The sequence below is a fragment of the Streptomyces sp. NBC_00322 genome (genome assembly GCF_036147535.1).
Taxonomy (GTDB): Bacteria; Actinomycetota; Actinomycetes; order Streptomycetales; family Streptomycetaceae; genus Streptomyces.
On the sequence record NZ_CP108019.1, the window covers coordinates 7,130,830 to 7,150,732 of the forward strand.

Here is a 19,903-nt window from a genome sequence, read left to right on the forward strand (position 1 = left end):
TTCCGAAGTTCCCTTGTCTACGCCCCAACCTTACGGCTTACCTGGTGCCCGGCCGCAGCCCCCGTGCACGGCAGGGTGAACTTCCGCTCTATAGGGCATACGTCGGAGAACCCTCGTACTCACCCCTCGATTCATCCGAGCTGTGCACGAGAAATGTGGTTCCGGACCTGGACGGTGGCGCGTGAGCGGCGCTATACATCGGATGACCGACAGAGGTCCGATGTTCTACCCGACGGGGGTGCGTGTATGAGGCAGACCGTCACGGAGTTCGAGGTTCACGACATCCGCTTCCCCACCTCGGAACAGCTCGACGGCTCCGACGCGATGAACCCCGACCCCGACTACTCCGCCGCCTATGTGGTGATGCGCGCGACCGACGGGGCCGAGGGACACGGCTTCTGCTTCACCATCGGGCGCGGCAACGACGTCACCGCCGCCGCCATCGAGGCGCTGCGCCCCTTTGTCGTCGGACGCCCGGCCCCCCGGACGGCAGCCGACCTGGCCGCGCTCCATATCGCGCTGACCCATGACTCGCAGCTGCGCTGGCTCGGCCCGGAGAAGGGCGTGATGCACATGGCGGCCGGCGCGGTCGTCAACGCCGCCTGGGACCTGGCGGCCAAGCGCGCGGGACAGCCCGTCTGGGAGTTCCTCGCCTCGATGAGCCCCGAAGAGCTCGTCTCGCTCGTCGACTTCCGCTATCTCACCGATGTCCTCACCCGCGACGAAGCCCTGGCCATCCTCCGGGCGGCCGAACCGGGCAGGGCCGAACGGGCCGCGCGGCTGCGCGAGGAGGGCTACCCCGCGTACACCACATCGCCGGGCTGGCTCGGCTACTGTGACGAGAAGCTCGTCCGACTCGCCAAGGAGGCCGTCGCCGACGGATTCGGCCAGATCAAGCTGAAGGTCGGCGGGGACATCGACGACGACATCCGGCGCATGAAGCTCGCCCGCGCCGCCGTCGGACCGTCCATACGTATCGCCGTGGACGCCAACCAGCGCTGGGACGTCGGCGACGCGGTGCGCTGGATGACCGCGCTCGCGCCGTACGAACCGCACTGGATCGAGGAGCCGACCAGCCCCGACGACATCCTCGGCCACGCCGCCGTACGGGCGGGCCAGCCCGTCAAGGTCGCCACCGGCGAACATGCCGCCAACCGCGTCGTGTTCAAACAGCTGCTCCAGGCAGGGGCCGTCGACTTCGTCCAGATCGACGCCGCCCGCGTCGCCGGCGTCAACGAGAACCTCGCCGTCCTGCTGCTCGCCGCCAAGTACCAGGTCCCCGTCTGCCCGCACGCCGGCGGGGTAGGACTGTGCGAACTCGTCCAGCATCTGGCCATGTTCGACTACGTCGCCGTCTCCGCCAGCTGGGAGGACCGCGTCATCGAGTACGTCGACCACCTGCACGAGCACTTCACCGACCCCGCCGTGATCGACTCCGGACGCTATGTCGCCCCGCGCGCCCCGGGCTTCTCCGCCCGCATGCTGCCCGAGTCGATCGCAGCCCACACCTATCCGCACGGGGCTGTCTGGGAGGCACGACGCGCCACAGAGGAGGTCAACTCATGAGGCAGCCGAGGGACTTTGAGTCACTGTCCGCGGTGTTGACCGGCGGGGCATCGGGCATCGGGGCCGCCGTGGCGAGGCTGCTGCTCAGCCGCGGGGCGCGGGTCGCCGTACTCGACCGGGAGACCGCGGGAGCGCCCGACGGTGTCCTCGCCCTCAAGGCCGACGTCACCGACGACGAGGCCGTACGGGTCGCGGTCGACCGGGCGGTCACGGAGTTCGGCGCGCTGCACACCCTCGTCTCCAACGCCGGTGTCGGCGCCATCGGAACCGTCGCCGACAACGACGACGAGGAATGGCAGCGCGTCCTCGACATCAATGTCCTCGGCATGGTGCGCGTCGCCCGGCACGCCCTGCCGCATCTGCGCCGGGCGGCCGCCGGCCGCCCGGGCCATGTCTCCATCACCCACACCTGCTCCATCGCTGCCACCGCGGGACTGCCCCAGCGCGCGCTCTACAGCGCGAGCAAGGGAGCCGTCCTCTCCCTCACACTCGCCATGGCCGCCGACCATGTGCGCGAGGGAATCCGCGTCAATTGCGTCAACCCCGGCACCGCCGACACCCCGTGGATCGGCCGCCTGCTCGACCAGGCCGACGACCCCGCCGCCGAACGCGCCGCGCTGGAAGCCCGCCAGCCCACCGGACGGCTGGTCGCGGCGGACGAGGTCGCCGCGGCCATCGTGTATCTCGCCAGTCCTGCCGCGGCCGCCGTCACGGGCACGGCCCTCGCGGTCGACGGCGGAATGCAGGGCCTGCGCCTGCGCCCGCCGAACTGAGCGTGCCGCTGCGCGGGGCTTGTTCCCCACCCCGCCCCTTCCCGTAACCAAGGGGGCTTCGCCCCCTGGACCCCCGTATGCGACCTCCGGCCGCATGTCCTCAAACGCCGGACGGGCTGAATGTGCGGCCCCGCCGCACAATCCAGCCCCGTGGGGGTCCCCCCGGACGAAGTCTGGGGGAGTTTGAGGCGCGGGGGTCCGGGCAGCGCCCCCGGTTACGGGAAGGGGCGGGGTGGGTGGGGTGAAAGCCCGCCGCAGGCGCTACAGCGTGGACCTCAGCCACTGCTCCACGCTTGCGATGTGCACCGTCGCCCACGACCTCGCCGCCTCTCCGTCCCGGTCCCGCAGCGCCGACAGAATCGCCCGGTGCTCGTGGAGCGTGCGGCTGACCGCGTCCTCCTGGGTCAGGCCGCGCCACACGCGGGCCCGGGTGGTCGGACCTGAGAGGCCGTCCAGCAGGGAGCAGAGCACCGAATTGCCCGACGACTGGACGATGTCCCGGTGGAATTCGAGGTCGGCGGCGACGAGCTCCTCCACCGAGGGCTGCGGACCGAGCGCGTCCAACCGCGCGCTCAGTACGTCCAGTTCGCTCTCGCTGATCCGCGTCGCGGCCATCGCCGTGGCAGCGGGCTCCAGGATGCGGCGTACGGCCAGGAACTCCAGCACCGTGTCGTCCCGGTGGAAGTCCACGACGAAGCTCAGCGCCTCGAGCAGCAACTGCGGGTCCAGGCTGGTGACATACGTGCCGTCGCCCTGCCGCACATCGAGGATGCGGATCAGTGACAGCGCGCGCACCGCCTCGCGCAGTGAATTACGGGACAGGCCCAGCTCGGCGGCGAGTTCGCTCTCTTTGGGGAGGCGGTCGCCGGGCCGCAGCGCACCCGAGACGATCATTCCCTTGATCTTCTCGATGGCCTCGTCGGTCACGGCCATGGGCGACCTCCATACATCCGATGTATCGGGCCCCATTATGCGTCCCCCAGGAGGCATGCGTAAGGGGCGGCCGCCCTTGCGACCGCCCCTTACCAACCTGCGCTACTTGCCGAGCAGATCCTCGACCTTGCTCCGGATCTCGTCCGTCGCGAGACCCCTGATCGTCAGCGTCGTACGACGACGCAGCACATCGTCGGCCGTCTCGGCCCACTCGTGGTCACGCGCGTACACGACCTGCGCCCAGATCTCCGGAGCGTCCGGGTGGATGCGCTCGGCCAGCGCCGGGTCGTCGTTGGCGAGCCGCGCGATGTCGAAGGAGAGCGAGCCGTAGTGCGTGGCCAGGTGGCGCGCGGTGTCCGCGGCCATCCGCGGGCCCGGCGTGCCACCGTCGACCAGCAGCCGGTGCGCCACCGCGTTCGGGTTGGCGATACCGGGCAGCGGGACCTTCTTCGGCAGCCGCGAGATCGGCTCCATGTCGTCGGCCAGCGGCTGCCCGGGCAGGGCGGCCAGCTTGTTCATCACCGTACGGCCGATGTGGCGGAAGGTCGTCCACTTGCCGCCGGCCACCGACAGCATGCCGCCGCGGCCCTCGGTGACGACCGTCTCGCGCTTGGCCTTGGAGGTGTTGCCGGGACCGCCCGGGAGCACCCGCAGACCCGCGAAGGAGTACGTGATCAGATCGCGGGACAGCTGCTGGTCGCGGATGGAGAACGCTGCCTCGTCCAGGATCTGCGTGACGTCCTTGTCGTTGACCGCGACATCCGCCGGATCGCCCTCGTACTCCTCGTCCGTCGTGCCGAGCAGCAGCATGTCCTCCCAGGGGAGGGCGAAGGTGATGCGGTACTTGTCTATCGGGGTCGCGAGCGCGGCCTTCCAGGGCGAGGTGCGCTTGAGCACCAGGTGCGCGCCCTTGGACAGCCGGATGGACGGGGCCGCGTTCGGGTCCTCCATCGTGCGCAGGTGGTCGACCCACGGCCCGGTGGCATTGAGTACGAGACGCGCGCTGACGCCGAACTCGGTGCCGTCCATGCGGTCCTTGAGCTCCGCGCCCGTGACCCGGCCCTTGGTGAAGCGCAGCCCGGTGACCTCGGCGTGGTTGAGCACGGTGGCGCCGGACGCGACGGCCGCGCGGACGGTCATCAGCGCCATCCGGGAGTCGTTCATCTGGTCGTCGCCGTACACGGCAACGGCCTTCAGGTTCTCCGTACGCAGCTCGGGAACGTCACGCTGCGCCTTGGATGCGCTGATGACATGGCCGACGCCGTCACCGAACGCGGAGAGCGCGGAGTAGGCGAAGACGCCCGCGCCGAGCTTCGCCGCGCCGTGCGGTCCGCCCTTGTAGACCGGCAGATAGAAGGTGAGCGGGTTCGCCAGGTGGGGAGCCACCTGGCGGGAGACCGCGCGTCGTTCGAAGTGGTTCTCCGCGACCAGCTTCACCGCGCCGGTCTGCAGATAGCGCAGACCGCCGTGGAGGAGTTTGGAGGAGGCGGAGGAGGTGGCGCCGGCGAAGTCGCCGGCGTCCACCAGAGCCACCCGCAGCCCGGACTGCGCCGCATGCCAGGCGGTGGAGATGCCCAGGATGCCGCCGCCGATCACCAGGAGGTCGTATGTCGCCTTGGAAAGCTGCTCCCGAGTCTCGGCGCGGCTCGGAAGGGAGCCGGCCGGGTGCGTCCCCAGGGCAGGGACGCATCGCAGGGTGGTCATCTCGAATTACTCCTCGTCAGCGTCGTCTTCGAGCCAGCCCATGGTCCGCTCGACGGCCTTGAGCCAGCTCTTGTACTCGCGGTCCCGTTGGGCCGCTTCCATGTGGGGGGTCCACTCGGCGGCCCGGCGCCAGTTGGCGCGCAGCGCGTCGGTGTCCGGCCAGTAGCCGACGGCAAGACCGGCGGCGTAGGCAGCGCCGAGGCAGGTCGTCTCGGCGACCATCGGGCGCACCACCGGTGCGTCCAGGAAGTCCGAGAGGGTCTGCATCAGCAGGTTGTTGGAGGTCATGCCGCCGTCGACCTTGAGCGCGGTCAGCTCGACGCCGGAGTCCTTGGTCATGGCGTCACTGATCTCGCGGGTCTGCCAGGCGGTGGCCTCGAGCACGGCACGCGCGATGTGCGCCTTGGTGACGTAGCGGGTCAGGCCGGCGATCACACCGCGGGCGTCGTCGCGCCAGTACGGGGCGAACAGGCCGGAGAAGGCCGGTACGAAGTAGGCGCCGCCGTTGTCCTCGACACTCAGCGCGAGGGTCTCGATCTCCGCGGCGGTGCTGATCAGGCCCATCTGGTCGCGCATCCACTGCACCAGCGAACCGGTGACGGCGATGGAACCCTCCAGCGCGTACACGGGGGGCTGGTCGCCGATCCGGTAACCGACGGTCGTCAGCAGTCCGTTGTACGAGTTGACCGGCTCGTGACCGGTGTTCATCAGCATGAAGGTGCCGGTGCCGTACGTGGACTTGGCCTCGCCCTCGGAGAAACAGGTCTGGCCGAACAGCGCCGCCTGCTGGTCACCGAGCGCCGAGGCGACCGGCACACCGGCGAGGGCGCCGCCCTTGGCGACTCCGTACACCTCTGCGGAGGAACGGATCTCCGGCAGCACCGCGGCCGGGACGTCCATCGACTGGAGGATCTTCTCGTCCCAGTCGAGGGTGTGCAGGTTCATCAGCATGGTGCGTGAGGCGTTGGTGACGTCGGTGACGTGGTGGCCGCCGTCGACGCCGCCGGTCAGGTTCCAGATGACCCAGGAGTCCATCGTGCCGAAGAGGATCTCGCCGCGCTCGGCGCGCTCGCGCAGGCCCTCCACGTTGTCGAGCAGCCAGCGGATCTTCGGTCCGGCGAAGTACGAGGCGAGGGGAAGGCCCGTCTCGCGCCGGAAGCGGTCCTGGCCCACGTTGCGGCCGAGCTCCTTGCAGAGCGCGTCGGTACGGGTGTCCTGCCAGACGAGAGCGTTGTGCACCGGCTCGCCGGTGTTCTTGTCCCACAGGACGGTGGTCTCACGCTGGTTGGTGATGCCGATGGCCTTGACGTCGGCGGAGGTGATGCCCGCCTTCGCGACGGCGCTGTCGACAACCTCCTGGACGTTGGTCCAGATCTCGGCGGCGTTGTGCTCCACCCAGCCCGGCTTCGGGAAGATCTGCTCGTGCTCCTTCTGGTCGACGGAGACGATGCGGCCGTCGGTGTCGAAGACGATGCAGCGGCTGGAGGTGGTGCCCTGGTCGATGGCCGCGATGAACGGGCCGGTGGTGTGTGCGTCGGTCACGGGGTGCTCCTGCGAGATCGAAGGGAGGGCTTAGGCGAACGCGAGGTTGTAGATACCCGCCGCGAGGGCTCCGCCGGCCAGCGGTCCGACGACGGGGATCCAGGCGTAGCCCCAGTCCGAGCCGCCCTTGTTGGGCAGCGGAAGCAGGGCGTGCACGATACGCGGGCCCAGGTCGCGGGCGGGGTTGATGGCGTAGCCCGTCGGGCCGCCGAGCGAGAGGCCGATGCCGACGACGGTGAGCGCGACGATCAGTCCGCCGATGACGCCCAGACCCTTGCCGCTGTCGTTGAGGCCCTGTGTGAGCACCGCGAGGACGAGCACAGTGGTGCCGATGATCTCGGTGGCCAGGTTCTGCCACACCACGCGGACCTCGGGTCCGGTGGAGAAGACGCCGAGCACCGGGCCGGCCTTCGGCGCGGCCTCTTCGCTGACCAGGCCTTCCTCGTGCGGAGGCGCGGAGATGATCTCCGGGTCCGTGAGGTGGGCCCGGAACTGCCCGTAGTACGCGATCCAGACCAGGGCGGCACCGAGCATGGCGCCGACCATCTGTCCGGCGATGTAGACCGGAACGTTGCTCCAGTCGTTGTCCTTGATCGCGATGCCGACGGTGACGGCCGGGTTCAGGTGGGCGCCGGACAGTGTGCCCGTCATGTAGACCGCGATCATGACCGCGAAGCCCCACCCGAAGGTGATCGCCAGCCAGCCGGCGTTCTGCGCCTTCGAGCGCTTGAGTACGACTGCGGCGACCACGCCGCCGCCGAGCAGGATGAGTACGGCGGTACCAATGATCTCGCCGATGAAGATGTCGGAGTTGGACACCCGCGACTCCTTTGTCCTTCGGGGGAAGGCGAACCCCGGGTCCCTCCGGTGGTCCGCGCCCTCAGGTGAGGGCGTTTCTCGGCTTGGCGTTGCCACACTCTAGCGTGTATTGCCGGTAGGTGTTCGGCAATGCCGACCGATGCACGGCAGTTTTGCCCCAGGGTTAACACGACGTCAAGGGTTGTGTGGCCGAAAATCGGATCGTTATCGATGATGCGACAGAACGGTCAGAATCGCCCGGCGCCGAGGTCGCGCGAAACGGAGCGTGCGCAGTCCCGTACAGCCGCGACCAGCTCCGACCGCAACTCGCCCGCGCTGCAGACCCGTTCGACCGCACCAGTGATGGCGACCGCCCCTACCGGCATCCGGCGCCGGTCGTGGATGGGGGCGGCCACAGCGGCCACGCCCTCCCAGGTCTCTTCCACATCGGCCGCCCAGCCCCGCGCCCGGGTGTGGTCGAGCACCAGCTCGAACTCCTCCACGCCGGTCACCGTCCGCGGGGTGAAGCTCTTGCGCTCCACCTCCATGACCTCGGTGTGGGCCACCGGGTCGAACGCCGTGAGCACCTTGCCCAGCGCGGTGGAGTGCAGCGGCTGCATGGCCCCCACCTCCAGCACCTGGCGGCTGTCGTCGGGCCTGAAGACGTGGTGCACGATGAGCACGCCGTGCTGGTGCAGCACCCCGAGATGGACGCTCTCGCCGCTGGACCGCGCCAGGTCGTCCGTCCAGACCAGAGCGCGGGCGCGCAGCTCGTGGACGTCCAGATAGCTGTTGCCGAGCCTGAGCAGCTCGGCCCCCAGCTGGTAGCGGCCGGATGCCGGGTCCTGTTCGACGAAGCCCTCGGCCTGCAGCGTGCGCAGAATGCCATGGGCGGTGCCCTTGGCAAGATCGAGCGAGGAAGCGATGTCCGACAGGCCCAGTCGGCGTTCCCCGCCCGCGAGCAGTCGCAGCATCGCCGCCGCCCGCTCGAGTGACTGGATGTTTTTCGCCATCGCTCGGCCCTTCTCACTGCGGTTCGACAATGCTGAACACTATCGGTCGATGCCGACCTTGGTCACCACAGAGTGAATCCTTCGCGGCCGAAAGGCCATCTGGTGCGGCGAGGACATGATGCTGTCCCGTCCCGTGGGACGGCCACGCCCTGTTTCGCCAGGCACGGCTAGGCTGGCTCCGTGCGCCTTCCACCGGAGGGCGCAAAGCCGACAGCCGTCGCATCCCAGGGAGCACATCCATGGCCTCGCTGCCGACCCCTTCCGCTGACAGCCGGACCCGAATCGACGCCCTTCGCGAAGCGCTCGCCACCCGAGTGGTCGTAGCCGACGGGGCGATGGGCACGATGCTCCAGGCCCAGGACCCGACACTCGAGGACTTCGAGAACCTCGAAGGCTGCAACGAAATCCTGAATGTGACCCGCCCGGACATCGTCCGGTCCGTCCATTCGGCCTATTTCGAGGTCGGCGTCGACTGCGTCGAGACGAACACCTTCGGCGCGAACCTCGCGGCCCTCGGTGAGTACGACATCCCCGAGCGGGTCTTCGAGCTCTCCGAGTCCGGCGCGCGGATCGCGCGCGAGGCCGCCGACGAGTTCACGGCGTCGACCGGGCAGCAGCGCTGGGTGCTGGGCTCGATGGGACCGGGCACCAAGCTGCCGACCCTGGGACACGCCCCGTACGTGAAGCTGCGCGACGCCTACCAGCAGAACGCCGAAGGCATGATCGCGGGCGGCGCCGACGCCCTCCTGGTGGAGACGACCCAGGACCTGCTCCAGACCAAGGCCGCCGTCCTGGGCGCCCGCCGCGCTCTGGAGGCGACCGGCACCAACCTCCCCCTCATCTGCTCCGTGACGGTCGAGACGACGGGAACGATGCTGCTCGGCTCGGAGATCGGCGCGGCCCTGACCGCGCTGGAGCCGCTGGGCATCGACATGATCGGCCTGAACTGCGCCACCGGCCCGGCCGAGATGAGCGAGCACCTGCGCTACCTCGCCCGGCACTCCCGCATCCCGCTGTCCTGCATGCCGAACGCGGGCCTGCCGGTGCTCGGCAAGAACGGCGCGCACTACCCCCTGTCGGCGGGCGAGCTGGCCGACGCGCAGGAGACCTTCGTACGCGAATACGGCCTCTCCCTGGTCGGCGGCTGCTGCGGTACGACACCCGAGCATCTGCGCCAGGTCGTCGAGCGCGTACGCGATCTCGCGCCCACCGACCGCGAGCCGCACCCCGAGCCGGGCGCCGCGTCCCTCTACCAGACCGTGCCGTTCCGCCAGGACACCTCCTTCATGGCCATCGGCGAGCGGACGAACGCTAACGGGTCCAAGAAGTTCCGCGAGGCCATGCTGGACGCCCGCTGGGACGACTGCGTGGAGATGGCCAGGGACCAGATCCGCGAGGGCGCGCACATGCTCGACCTCTGCGTCGACTACGTAGGCCGCGACGGCGTCGCCGACATGGAGGAACTGGCCGGCCGTTTCGCCACCGCGTCGACGCTCCCCATCGTGCTCGACTCCACCGAAGTCGACGTCCTTCGGGCCGGGTTGGAGAAGCTGGGTGGCCGCGCCGTCCTGAACTCCGTCAACTACGAGGACGGGGACGGGCCCGAGTCGCGGTTCGCGAAGGTCACCGAGCTCGCGGCCGAGCACGGCGCCGCACTCATCGCGCTCACCATCGACGAAGAGGGCCAGGCCCGTACGGTCGAGAACAAGGTCGCCATCGCCGAGCGGCTCATCGACGATCTGACCGGCAACTGGGGTGTGCACGAGTGCGACATCCTCATCGACACGCTGACCTTCACGATCTGCACCGGCCAGGAGGAGTCCCGCAAGGACGGCATCGCCACCATCGAGGCGATCCGTGAGCTCAAGCGCCGCCGCCCGGATGTGCAGACCACGCTGGGCCTGTCGAACATCTCCTTCGGCCTGAACCCGGCCGCGAGGGTCGTCCTCAACTCCGTGTTCCTCGACGAGTGCGTCAAGGCCGGCCTCGACTCGGCCATCGTGCACGCATCCAAGATCCTTCCCATCGCGCGTCTCGAGGAGGAGCAGGTCAAGGTCGCCCTGGACCTGATCTACGACCGCCGCAGCGAGGGCTACGACCCCCTGCAGAAGCTCATGGAGCTCTTCGAGGGCGTCAACATGAAGTCGATGAAGGCGGGCAAGGCCGAGGAACTCCTCGCCCTGCCGCTGGACGAGCGCCTCAAGCGCCGCATCATCGACGGAGAGAAGAACGGCCTGGAGGCCGACCTCGACGAGGCGCTCCAGACCCGCCCCGCCCTCGACATCGTCAACGAGACGCTGCTGGACGGCATGAAGGTCGTCGGCGAGCTCTTCGGCTCCGGCCAGATGCAGCTGCCGTTCGTCCTGCAGTCCGCCGAGGTCATGAAGAACGCGGTCGCCTTTCTCGAACCGCACATGGAGAAGTCCGATGCGGAGGGCAAGGGCACCATCGTCCTGGCGACCGTCCGTGGCGACGTCCACGACATCGGCAAGAACCTCGTCGACATCATCCTCTCCAACAACGGCTACAACGTCGTCAACCTGGGCATCAAGCAGCCGGTCTCGGCGATCCTGGAGGCGGCCGAGGAACACCGCGCCGATGTGATCGGCATGTCCGGCCTGCTGGTGAAGTCCACGGTGATCATGAAGGAGAACCTGGAGGAGCTCAACCAGCGCAAGATGGCCGCCGACTACCCGGTCATCCTCGGCGGAGCCGCGCTGACCAGGGCGTATGTCGAGCAGGACCTGCATGAGATCTACGAGGGCGAGGTTCGCTACGCGCGCGACGCCTTCGAGGGCCTGCGCCTGATGGACGCGCTGATCGCGGTGAAGCGCGGCGTCCCCGGGGCGGTCCTGCCCGAGCTCAAGCAGCGCCGGGTCCGCGCCACCACGAACGCCGTGGTCGAGGAGCGCCCGGAAGAGGGCGCCGTGCGCTCCGACGTCGCCATCGACAACCCGGTCCCCGAGCCGCCGTTCTGGGGCACCCGGGTGATCAAGGGCATCCAGCTCAAGGAGTACGCGTCCTGGCTGGACGAGGGCGCGCTGTTCAAGGGCCAGTGGGGCCTCAAGCAGGCACGCGTCGGCGACGGACCGACGTACGAGGAGCTCGTCGAGACCGAGGGACGGCCGCGGCTGCGAGGCTGGCTGGACCAGCTGCACACCCGGAACCTGCTGGAGGCGGCCGTCGTCTACGGCTACTTCCCCTGCGTGTCCAAGGGCGACGACCTGATCCTGCTGAACGAGGACGGCTCCGAGCGCACCCGCTTCTCCTTCCCCCGCCAGCGCCGCGGCCGCCGTCTGTGCCTCGCCGACTTCTTCCGCCCCGAGGAGTCCGGCGAGCGGGACGTCGTCGGGCTTCAGGTCGTCACCGTCGGCTCGAAGATCGGTGAAGCCACGGCAGAGCTCTTCGAGTCGGACTCGTACCGCGACTACCTCGAACTGCACGGCCTGTCCGTGCAGTTGGCGGAGGCGCTGGCCGAGTACTGGCACGCCCGTGTGCGTGCCGAGCTCGGCTTCGGCGGCGAGGACCCGGCCGATGTGGAGGACATGTTCGCCCTGAAGTACCGGGGTGCGCGCTTCTCGCTCGGTTACGGAGCGTGCCCGGACCTGGAGGACCGGGCGAAGATCGCCGAGCTGCTGGAGCCCGAGCGGATCGGCGTCCAGCTCTCGGAGGAGTTCCAGCTCCACCCCGAGCAGTCCACCGACGCGATCGTGATCCACCACCCCGAGGCGAAGTACTTCAACGCACGTTAGCCGCCCGAGACGTACACTGGTCGGTCCAGTGCAGGCCGGTTGCCTTCCCCACTTGGGAGGCGGCCGGCCTTCTCGTCCCTAGTGGAGGTGTGCCGGATGACCAGTACGGTCCCCGCGTCCCTGACCCGTTCGGCGGAAGGCTCTGCCCTTCAGGCCGTGTTTCTCGACATGGACGGCACCCTTGTGGACACCGAAGGCTTCTGGTGGGACGCGGAGGTGGAGGTCTTCGCGGACCTCGGCCACGATCTCGACGAGGCATGGCGGGAGGTAGTGGTCGGCGGCCCCATGACGCGCAGTGCCGCCTACCTCATCGAGGCGACCGGCGCGGACATCACGCTCGCCGAGCTGACCGTGCTGCTCAATGACCGCTTCGAGGACCGGATCGGGCGCGGTGTGCCCATGATGCCGGGCGCCGAACGGCTGCTCGCCGAGCTGGCCAGGCACAATGTGCCCACCGCGCTGGTCTCCGCCTCCCATCGCCGCATCATCGACCGCGTCCTCGCCTCGCTGGGCCGGCACAACTTCGCACTGTCGGTCGCGGGCGACGAGGTGCCGCGCACGAAGCCGCACCCCGACCCCTATCTGCTGGCCGCGCGCGGACTACGGGCCGAGCCCGCGAGATGCGCGGTCATCGAGGACACGGCCACCGGTGTCGCCTCCGCCGAGGCAGCGGGCTGTCGGGTGGTGGCCGTGCCGTCCGTGCACCCGATCGCGCCGGCCGACGGGCGCCTGGTCGTACGGTCGCTCGAAGAAGTGGACCTTGGTTTTCTGCGCACGCTCATCACCGCGATGAACTGATGCCTGTACTGTCCGTGTTTCTCGAATGCAGTGGAAACTCTGGGCAGTCGAGCGTGCCTTTTCCGTGACGAGGGCGGACGGTTATCGGGCGCGGTTGGTGCGGAATTCACGACGTGACGTTCGTCACTGTGGGTGCCCGGGGTGATGTTGGTCCGGACCACTCCACACCCCATCCGTGGGGTGCGGGACGCGCCATTGTGTCCGCATTGGTGGAGATGTGCACGAATCATTCCACCGTGGGGCATCCACTCACAGGCATAACCGATCACTGAGCGAATACGCCCCCAACTCGGGCCCGGTCACGCTTTCCTGGCGTTGCCGACTAATCTCGTCGCGAGAACTTCGTCGCATCATCGATGTGTCTCGGCGCCACCCAGTCATGGGGAACTCAGTGCCGATCGCTCTGTTTCCCCGACCCGATCGCACCGCTCCGAACGGGCGGCCGCGACGGAGGCTCCCGAAGACATCGCTGTATCCCAGTGCCGGATGAGGAGAACGTCCAGGATGAACCGTAAGACTTTGGTGCTGCCGGCCTTGGTCGGCCTGCTCGCGCCCGTGCTTGTCGCCTGCGGCGGGGCACAAGGCGGGTCCGCCGGCGGCGACGCCATTGTCGTGGGCACCACGGACCAGTTCATCGCCACCGACGACGCGCCCGCGCCGCTCGACCCCGCCTACGCGTACGACACCGGTTCGTGGAGCGTCCTGCGGCAGACCTTCCAGACGCTGCTGCACGCCCCGCGCGGCGGCGGCGCACCGGTGCCCGAAGCGGCCCAGTCGTGCGACTTCACGGACAAGGTCAGCGAGAGCTACCGCTGCAAGCTGCGCAGCGGGCTGAAGTTCGCCGACGGCAGTGCCATCACCGCCGAGGACGTGAAGTTCTCCATCCAGCGTGTGCTGGACATCAACGCCGACAGTGGCGTGGCCTCCCTCCTGGCGAACATCGACACGATCGAGGCCAACGGCGACGAGGTGGTCTTCCACCTCGCCACGCCGGACGCGACCTTCCCGTACAAGCTCTCGACCCCCGTCGCCGCCATCGTCAGCAAGGAGAAGTACGAGGGCAAGAAGCTCCGCGAGGGCTTCCAGGTCGACGGCTCCGGCCCGTACACCATGAAGGCCGAGACCAAGGACGGCCACGTCGCCAAGGTCACCTTCAACAAGAACCCCAACTACTTGGGTGACATCAAGCTTCGTAACGACAAGGTTGAGCTGCGGTCCTTCGCGGACGCCGACTCGATGGGCAAGGCGCTCGAGTCCGGCGACATCGACATGATGACCCGGGCGATGTCGCCCGAGCAGATCAAGAGCATGTCCGAGAGCCCGAAGGAAGGCATCGAGCTCACCGAGATGCCGGGCCTGGAGATCCGCTACCTCGCCTTCAACACCAACGACCCGTCGGTGAAGGACAAGGCCGTCCGCCAGGCCATGGCCGCTGTCGTCGACCGTGGCCACATCGCGGGCAAGGTGTACGGCTCCACCGCCGAGCCGCTCTACTCGCTCATCCCGGCGAGCATCGGGGCGCACACCAACTCCTTCTACAACAAGTACGGCGAGCCGAACCAGAAGAAGGCCGCGGAGCTGCTGCGCAAGGCCGACATCACCACCCCGGTGAAGCTGAAGCTCCACTACACGACCGACCACTACGGTGCCGGTACGGCCAAGGAGTTCGAGGCGCTCAAGCAGCAGCTGAACGCCACCAAGCTCTTCGACGTCACCATCGAGGGCACCGAGTGGTCGAAATTCGTCCCCGCCCAGAAGCGCGGTGAGTACGCGGTCTACGGAATGGGCTGGTTCCCCGACTTCCCGGACCCGGACAGCTTCATCGCGCCGTTCCTGGACAAGGGCAACTTCCTCAACACCCCGTACGTGAGCACCGAGGCGCGGGAACTCATCCCGCAGTCGCGGAAGGCCGCCGACCGCACCTCCGCGTCCCAGGCCTTCACGCAGATACAGGAGATCGTCGCCAACGACGTGCCTTTCCTGCCGCTGTGGCAGGGCAAGCAGTACGTCGCGGCGCGGACCGGTGTCACCGGCGTCGAGCGGGTGGTCAACTCCAGCTCGGACCTTCAGCTGTGGGAGCTGGGCCGCGGCACCGCGTGAGCTGCGGGCCATGAACAAGCGGCGGCGGGCCGATGCCCGCCGCCGCTTTTCGCGTGCTCCGTCCGGAGGACTACTGCGCGCCGGGGCGCACCAGACCGCTCTCGTACGCGTACACCGCCGCCTGCACCCGGTCCCGCAGGCCCAGCTTCGTCAGCACATGGCCGACATGCGTCTTGACAGTGGTCTCACTGACGAAAAGATCGGCCGCGATCTCGGCATTGGACAGCCCCCGCGCGACCAGCTTGAGCACCTCCACCTCGCGCTCGGTCAGCGTGTGCAGCGTGTCCGGGACCGGCTCCTCGCCCGAGGGCAGATGGTCCGCGTACTTGTCGAGAAGCCTGCGGGTGATGCTCGGCGCGAGCATCGCCTCGCCCGCCGCGACCACCCGGATCGCCTGGACCAGCTCATTGGCGGGCGCGTCCTTCAGCAGGAAGCCGCTCGCCCCGGCCCGCAGCGCCTCCACCACGTACTCATCGAGGTCGAAGGTGGTCAGCACCAGCACCTTCGCCGGGCCGTCCCGCCCGGGACCGGTGATCTGACGGGTCGCCTCGACGCCGTCCATACGGGGCATCCGGATGTCCATCAGCACCACATCGGGCTGCAGCGCACGCACCTGGTCGAGGGCCTGCAGACCGTCCCCGGCCTCGCCGACCACCGCGATGTCCTGCTCCGCCTCCAGGATCATCCGGAAGCCGGTGCGCAGCAGCGGTTGGTCGTCGACCAGTAGGACGCGGATAGCCACGGGTACTCCTTAGTTAGACCGGGCCCATTCTGCCCTGACCATCCTCTGCCGAAGCGGTCGGGGAGATGCTCAGCGGATAAACCGGGGGAGTGCCGCCGAATTCCGGACAGACCGCCTGGTGGTCGCACCAGCCGCACAGCTTCGTCGGCCGCGGCCGCCAGTCGCCCGTCTCGGTGGCCAGCCTGATCGCGTCCCAGAGCGCCAGCAGCTTGCGCTCCACGCGCTCCAGGTCCGCCGGGGCCGGGTCGTACGTCAGCACCTCTCCGCTGCCCAGATAGACGAGCTGGAGGCGGCGCGGCACCACGTTCTTCAGCCGCCAGATCACCAGGGCGTAGAACTTCATCTGGAACAGCGCGCCCTCGCTGTACTCGGGGCGCGGGGCCTTGCCCGTCTTGTAGTCGACGATCCGGACCTCGCCGGTGGGCGCCACATCGACCCGGTCGATGACACCGCGCAGCCGCAGCCCCGACTCCAGCTCCGTCTCGACGAACAGCTCCCGCTCGGCCGGCTCCAGGCGGGTCGGGTCCTCCAGCGAGAACCACCGCTCCACCAACTGCTCCGCCTCGCCGAGCCAACGGGTCAGCCGCTCGCCCTCGGCGTCCTGCGCGAACAGCTCGCCCAGCTCCGGTTTCGTCTCCAGCAGCCGGTCCCACTGACCCGGGATCAGGGCCCTGGCACGCGGAGCCGTCCGCTCCGCCGCCGGGGCGTCGAAGAGCCGCTCCAGCACCGCATGCACCAGCGTCCCGCGGGTAGCCGCCTCGCTGGGCTTCTCCGGCAGCTTGTCGATCACCCGGAACCGGTACAGCAGGGGACACTGCATGAAGTCGCTCGCACGCGAGGGCGACAGCGATGTGGGCTGCTGACTCGTACTCATGACGCAGACCCTACGGCCCGCCACTGACAGCGAGCGGAATACCATCGACGTCAGACCCTCGAAACAGCATGATCGAGCGAGCGAAGCATTCGCGACACATTCGCGACAAAAAGGGGACCCGTGGACGAGGACGACACGAGCGGCAAGCGTGAGCGGGCGCAGTCCGGTGCGGGAGGAACGGACCCCGAGGGCAGCAAGCCGCGGCGTTCCGACGGCCCCGGCGGTGGCATTCTCATGGGCCGTCCCTTCGGTGTGCCCGTCTATGTCGCCCCGAGCTGGTTCATCGTCGCCGCGCTCATCACCTGGGTCTTCGGCGGTCAGCTCGACCGTGTGCTCCCCGAGCTCGGCGGTACGCGCTATCTCGTCTCGCTCTTCTTCGCGGTCGCCTTCTACGCCTCCGTACTGGTCCACGAACTCGCCCACACCGTCGCGGCGCTGCGCTTCAAACTTCCGGTACGCCGAATCCAGCTGCAGTTCTTCGGCGGTGTGTCCGAGATCGAGAAGGAGTCCGAGACCCCCGGTCGCGAGTTCGTCCTGGCCTTCGTCGGACCGCTGCTCTCCCTCGTCCTGGCCGGTCTCTTCTACCTCGGGATGCAGGCCGTCGATCCCGGTACGGTCCCCGGGGTGCTGCTCGCCGGGCTGATGATCTCCAACCTGATCGTCGCCGCGTTCAATCTGCTGCCCGGTCTGCCGCTCGACGGCGGCCGCATGCTGCGCGCCGTCGTGTGGAAGATCACCGGGAAGCCGATGTCGGGCACCGTCGCCGCGGCCTGGGTGGGCCGGGCGCTCGCCGTCGCCGTCCTCATCGGCCTGCCGCTCCTCACCCACACCGGCGCCCTTGGCAATGCCACCGAGGACATCGGCGGCATGGAGACGGTCACGGACGCGCTGCTCGCCGCGATCCTCGCCGCGATCATCTGGACCGGGGCGGGCAACAGCCTGCGCATGGCCCGGCTGCGCGAACACCTCCCCGAGCTCGAAGCCCGGACGCTCACCAGGCGCGCCGTCCCGGTCGAGTCCGACACCCCGCTCTCCGAGGCCCTGCGCCGCGCCAACGAGGCGGGCGCCCGCGCGCTGGTCGTCGTCGACGGCCACGGCGACCCGACGGCCCTGGTGCGCGAGACGGCCATCGTCGGCGTCCCGGAACACCGCCGCCCCTGGGTCGCGGTCAGCGGCCTCGCCCAGGAGCTCACCGAGGGCATGAAGGTCTCGGCGGAGCTGGCCGGCGAGGCGCTTTTGGACAAGCTCCGGGCCTCGCCGGCGACGGAGTACCTGGTGGTCGAGGAGTCGGGCGCGATCTACGGCGTCCTTTCCACTGCGGACGTCGAGCGCGCCTTTGTCGCCGCGATGGCCCGGCCCGCCTCTTCCTAGGTCCTGTCCGGTCGATCAGGCCGGATCAGGGAGCGGGGTCTGGCGTGGTGCATCGCAAGGCGGAGGATGGAGCCGACGCGGAGCGTAGGCGACTGACGACAACGCAGCGAGGTGCCGTGCCAGGGCACGCGAGCCCGGCAGGATCGGCCGGACAGGACCTGGGGGCTCGGATCGCCTCCGGGGCGCCGGGCCCGCCGGGGCTCGCCGTGGTGAACGGGTCCGTTCCGGGCCGGTAGGCTGGTCACATGTCCGAACCGACCGGTGCCGCCCGCCGACGCGGGCCCTTCAAGGTCGGGGACCAGGTCCAGCTCACCGACCCCAAGGGACGCCACTACACGTTCACGCTCGAGGCCGGGAAGAATTTCCACACCCACAAGGGTTCCTTCCCGCACGACGAGCTGATCGGCGCTCCCGAGGGCAGTGTTGTCCGTACCACGGGAAACGTCGCCTACCTCGCGCTGCGCCCCCTGCTCCCCGACTATGTCCTGTCCATGCCCCGCGGCGCCGCCGTGGTCTACCCCAAGGACGCGGGGCAGATCCTGGCCTTCGCCGACATCTTCGCCGGCGCCCGCGTCGTCGAGGCGGGCGTGGGCTCCGGCTCGCTCAGCGCCTTCCTGCTGCGAGCCATCGGCGACCACGGCATGCTGCACTCCTACGAGCGCCGCCAGGACTTCGCCGAGATCGCCCAACAGAATGTGGAGCGCTACTTCGGCGGCCCGCACCCGGCCTGGCAGCTCACCGTGGGCGATCTCCAGGACAACCTGACGGACGCCGACGTCGACCGCGTGATCCTGGACATGCTCGCGCCCTGGGAGTGCCTGGAGGCCGTCTCCAAGGCCCTCGTCCCCGGCGGCATCCTCTGCTGCTACGTCGCGACCACCACCCAGCTCGCGCGCACCGTCGAGTCCATCCGCGAGATCGGCTGCTTCGCCGAGCCTCAGCCCTGGGAGTCGATGATCCGCAACTGGCACGTCGAAGGTCTGGCCGTCCGCCCGGACCACCGGATGATCGGCCACACCGGATTCCTCGTCACGGCCCGCCGTCTCGCGGACGGTGTGGAGCCCCCGATGCGCCGCCGCCGCCCCGCCAAGGGCGCGTACGGCGAGGACTACGAAGGCCCCAACAAGGGCTGACGGAACGCCCCAAATCGGGCTGACGCCCGCACAATGTACTGACGCCGCCGCCGAGTTCCCCAGGCACCCTGGGGAACTCGGCGGCGGCGTCTTCGTGTTGACCGCTTTCCCGACCTACACACTTTCTTGACCTACACACTCGGACCCCGCTGTTCCGCACCCGCTGTGACGTATGGCACGATGCAGGCCAATCCCCGCCGGTTCCGCCTTCCCAGGAGACATCCCGCGTGCAGACCTCCGCCGTCCCGGACCTCGCGCACACGCACGCCCGCCCGGTGCACTGGCTCGCCACCGCGACGGCGATGGCCGGGGTCGTGGCCGCCGCCGGACTGCTGCAGCCCACGGCCCAGGCCGCCCCCCAGGCAGGCCCGCAGAACACCGGAACGGCCGCTGCGCCTGCCCCCGCGCCCGATCCGGCGGGAGTGCGGCTTCCACTGGAGTGCGGCGGCGCGAAGAGCGTGGTGACCAAGAAAGCCTCGGGCGACCTGGACGGCGACGGCAGCCTCGAAACCGTGGCGGTGGCCCGCTGCGACGCGGGCTCCGGCACCCCGCCGAGCGGCGTCTACGTACTGACCCAGGGCCGGGGTACGGGCCCGCGCGTCGTCGCGACCCTCGTGGAGCCCGCGCAGAAGCTCAGCGTCAAGGACTTCGCTGTACGTGACGGCGCGATTACGGCGACCCTGCTCGGCTACTCCTCGCCGGACGTGCCGAGCTGCTGCCCCGACCAGCTCGAGAAGGTCAAGTGGCAGTGGCAGGGCGGGAAGTTCGTCCGTACCGCCCAGCCCACAGCACGCGGTATGTGAT

Annotated in this window: 15 protein-coding genes; 8 read left to right on the forward strand and 7 right to left on the reverse strand. The window is 69.1% G+C overall.

What is annotated here, in order from left to right; all coding sequences use genetic code 11:
• Positions 1–246: 246 nt before the first annotated feature.
• The gene (locus OG905_RS32550) at positions 247–1,566 is read left to right on the forward strand and encodes an enolase C-terminal domain-like protein (protein ID WP_328679775.1); all 1,320 of its coding nucleotides are present in this window, start codon (positions 247–249) and stop codon (positions 1,564–1,566) included.
• Positions 1,563–2,339 (forward strand): SDR family NAD(P)-dependent oxidoreductase, encoded by a 777-nt coding sequence (locus OG905_RS32555; RefSeq protein ID WP_328679777.1) that lies wholly within the window; start codon positions 1,563–1,565, stop codon positions 2,337–2,339. The genes OG905_RS32550 and OG905_RS32555 overlap by 4 nt, the downstream gene beginning before the upstream one ends.
• Positions 2,340–2,600: 261 nt before the next feature.
• Here the strand turns inward: OG905_RS32555 and OG905_RS32560 are convergent, their stop codons facing one another.
• The 5 genes from OG905_RS32560 to OG905_RS32580 form a co-directional block, all read right to left on the reverse strand.
• The gene (locus OG905_RS32560) at positions 2,601–3,272 is read right to left on the reverse strand and encodes a FadR/GntR family transcriptional regulator (protein ID WP_328679779.1); all 672 of its coding nucleotides are present in this window, start codon (positions 3,270–3,272) and stop codon (positions 2,601–2,603) included.
• A gap of 102 nt (positions 3,273–3,374) precedes the next feature.
• Positions 3,375–4,976: a glycerol-3-phosphate dehydrogenase/oxidase gene (locus OG905_RS32565; protein WP_328679780.1), complete on the reverse strand. Its 1,602-nt coding sequence runs from the start codon at positions 4,974–4,976 to the stop codon at positions 3,375–3,377.
• Between the two features lie 6 nt (positions 4,977–4,982).
• The gene (glpK, locus tag OG905_RS32570; RefSeq protein WP_328679782.1) at positions 4,983–6,518 is read right to left on the reverse strand and encodes a glycerol kinase GlpK; all 1,536 of its coding nucleotides are present in this window, start codon (positions 6,516–6,518) and stop codon (positions 4,983–4,985) included.
• 30 nt (positions 6,519–6,548) lie between these two features.
• The gene (locus OG905_RS32575; protein ID WP_328679784.1) at positions 6,549–7,337 is read right to left on the reverse strand and encodes an MIP/aquaporin family protein; all 789 of its coding nucleotides are present in this window, start codon (positions 7,335–7,337) and stop codon (positions 6,549–6,551) included.
• 227 nt (positions 7,338–7,564) lie between these two features.
• A complete protein-coding gene (locus OG905_RS32580) occupies positions 7,565–8,329 on the reverse strand; it encodes an IclR family transcriptional regulator (RefSeq protein ID WP_328679786.1) in 765 nt (254 codons plus the stop codon).
• Positions 8,330–8,568: 239 nt separating this feature from the next.
• Here OG905_RS32580 and metH point away from each other — a divergent pair, with 239 nt between their 5' ends.
• The 3 genes from metH to OG905_RS32595 all read left to right on the forward strand — a co-directional run bounded on the left by metH (position 8,569) and on the right by OG905_RS32595 (position 14,979).
• Positions 8,569–12,081 (forward strand): methionine synthase, encoded by a 3,513-nt coding sequence (metH, locus tag OG905_RS32585; protein WP_328679788.1) that lies wholly within the window; start codon positions 8,569–8,571, stop codon positions 12,079–12,081.
• 96 nt (positions 12,082–12,177) lie between these two features.
• Positions 12,178–12,879 (forward strand): HAD family hydrolase, encoded by a 702-nt coding sequence (locus OG905_RS32590; protein ID WP_328679790.1) that lies wholly within the window; start codon positions 12,178–12,180, stop codon positions 12,877–12,879.
• A 504-nt stretch (positions 12,880–13,383) separates the two neighbouring features.
• Positions 13,384–14,979, forward strand: a complete 1,596-nt coding sequence (locus tag OG905_RS32595; protein ID WP_328679792.1) for an ABC transporter substrate-binding protein — start codon at positions 13,384–13,386, stop codon at positions 14,977–14,979.
• A gap of 70 nt (positions 14,980–15,049) precedes the next feature.
• Here the strand turns inward: OG905_RS32595 and OG905_RS32600 are convergent, their stop codons facing one another.
• Entirely contained in the window at positions 15,050–15,721 is a 672-nt protein-coding gene (locus OG905_RS32600) for a response regulator (protein ID WP_142216181.1), read from the reverse strand.
• Positions 15,722–15,734: 13 nt separating this feature from the next.
• Positions 15,735–16,595, reverse strand: a complete 861-nt coding sequence (locus OG905_RS32605; RefSeq protein ID WP_328679794.1) for a RecB family exonuclease — start codon at positions 16,593–16,595, stop codon at positions 15,735–15,737.
• A 120-nt stretch (positions 16,596–16,715) separates the two neighbouring features.
• On the opposite strand from OG905_RS32605, the gene OG905_RS32610 reads away from it, so the two are divergent.
• The 3 genes from OG905_RS32610 (at position 16,716) to OG905_RS32620 (ending at position 19,902) form a co-directional block, all read left to right on the forward strand.
• Positions 16,716–17,966, forward strand: a complete 1,251-nt coding sequence (locus tag OG905_RS32610) for a site-2 protease family protein (protein WP_328679796.1) — start codon at positions 16,716–16,718, stop codon at positions 17,964–17,966.
• 245 nt (positions 17,967–18,211) lie between these two features.
• On the forward strand, positions 18,212–19,099 hold the full coding sequence (locus tag OG905_RS32615) for a tRNA (adenine-N1)-methyltransferase (protein ID WP_328402519.1): 888 nt from the start codon (positions 18,212–18,214) through the stop codon (positions 19,097–19,099).
• A 227-nt stretch (positions 19,100–19,326) separates the two neighbouring features.
• A complete protein-coding gene (locus OG905_RS32620; protein ID WP_328679801.1) occupies positions 19,327–19,902 on the forward strand; it encodes a hypothetical protein in 576 nt (191 codons plus the stop codon).
• Position 19,903 lies beyond the last annotated feature (1 nt).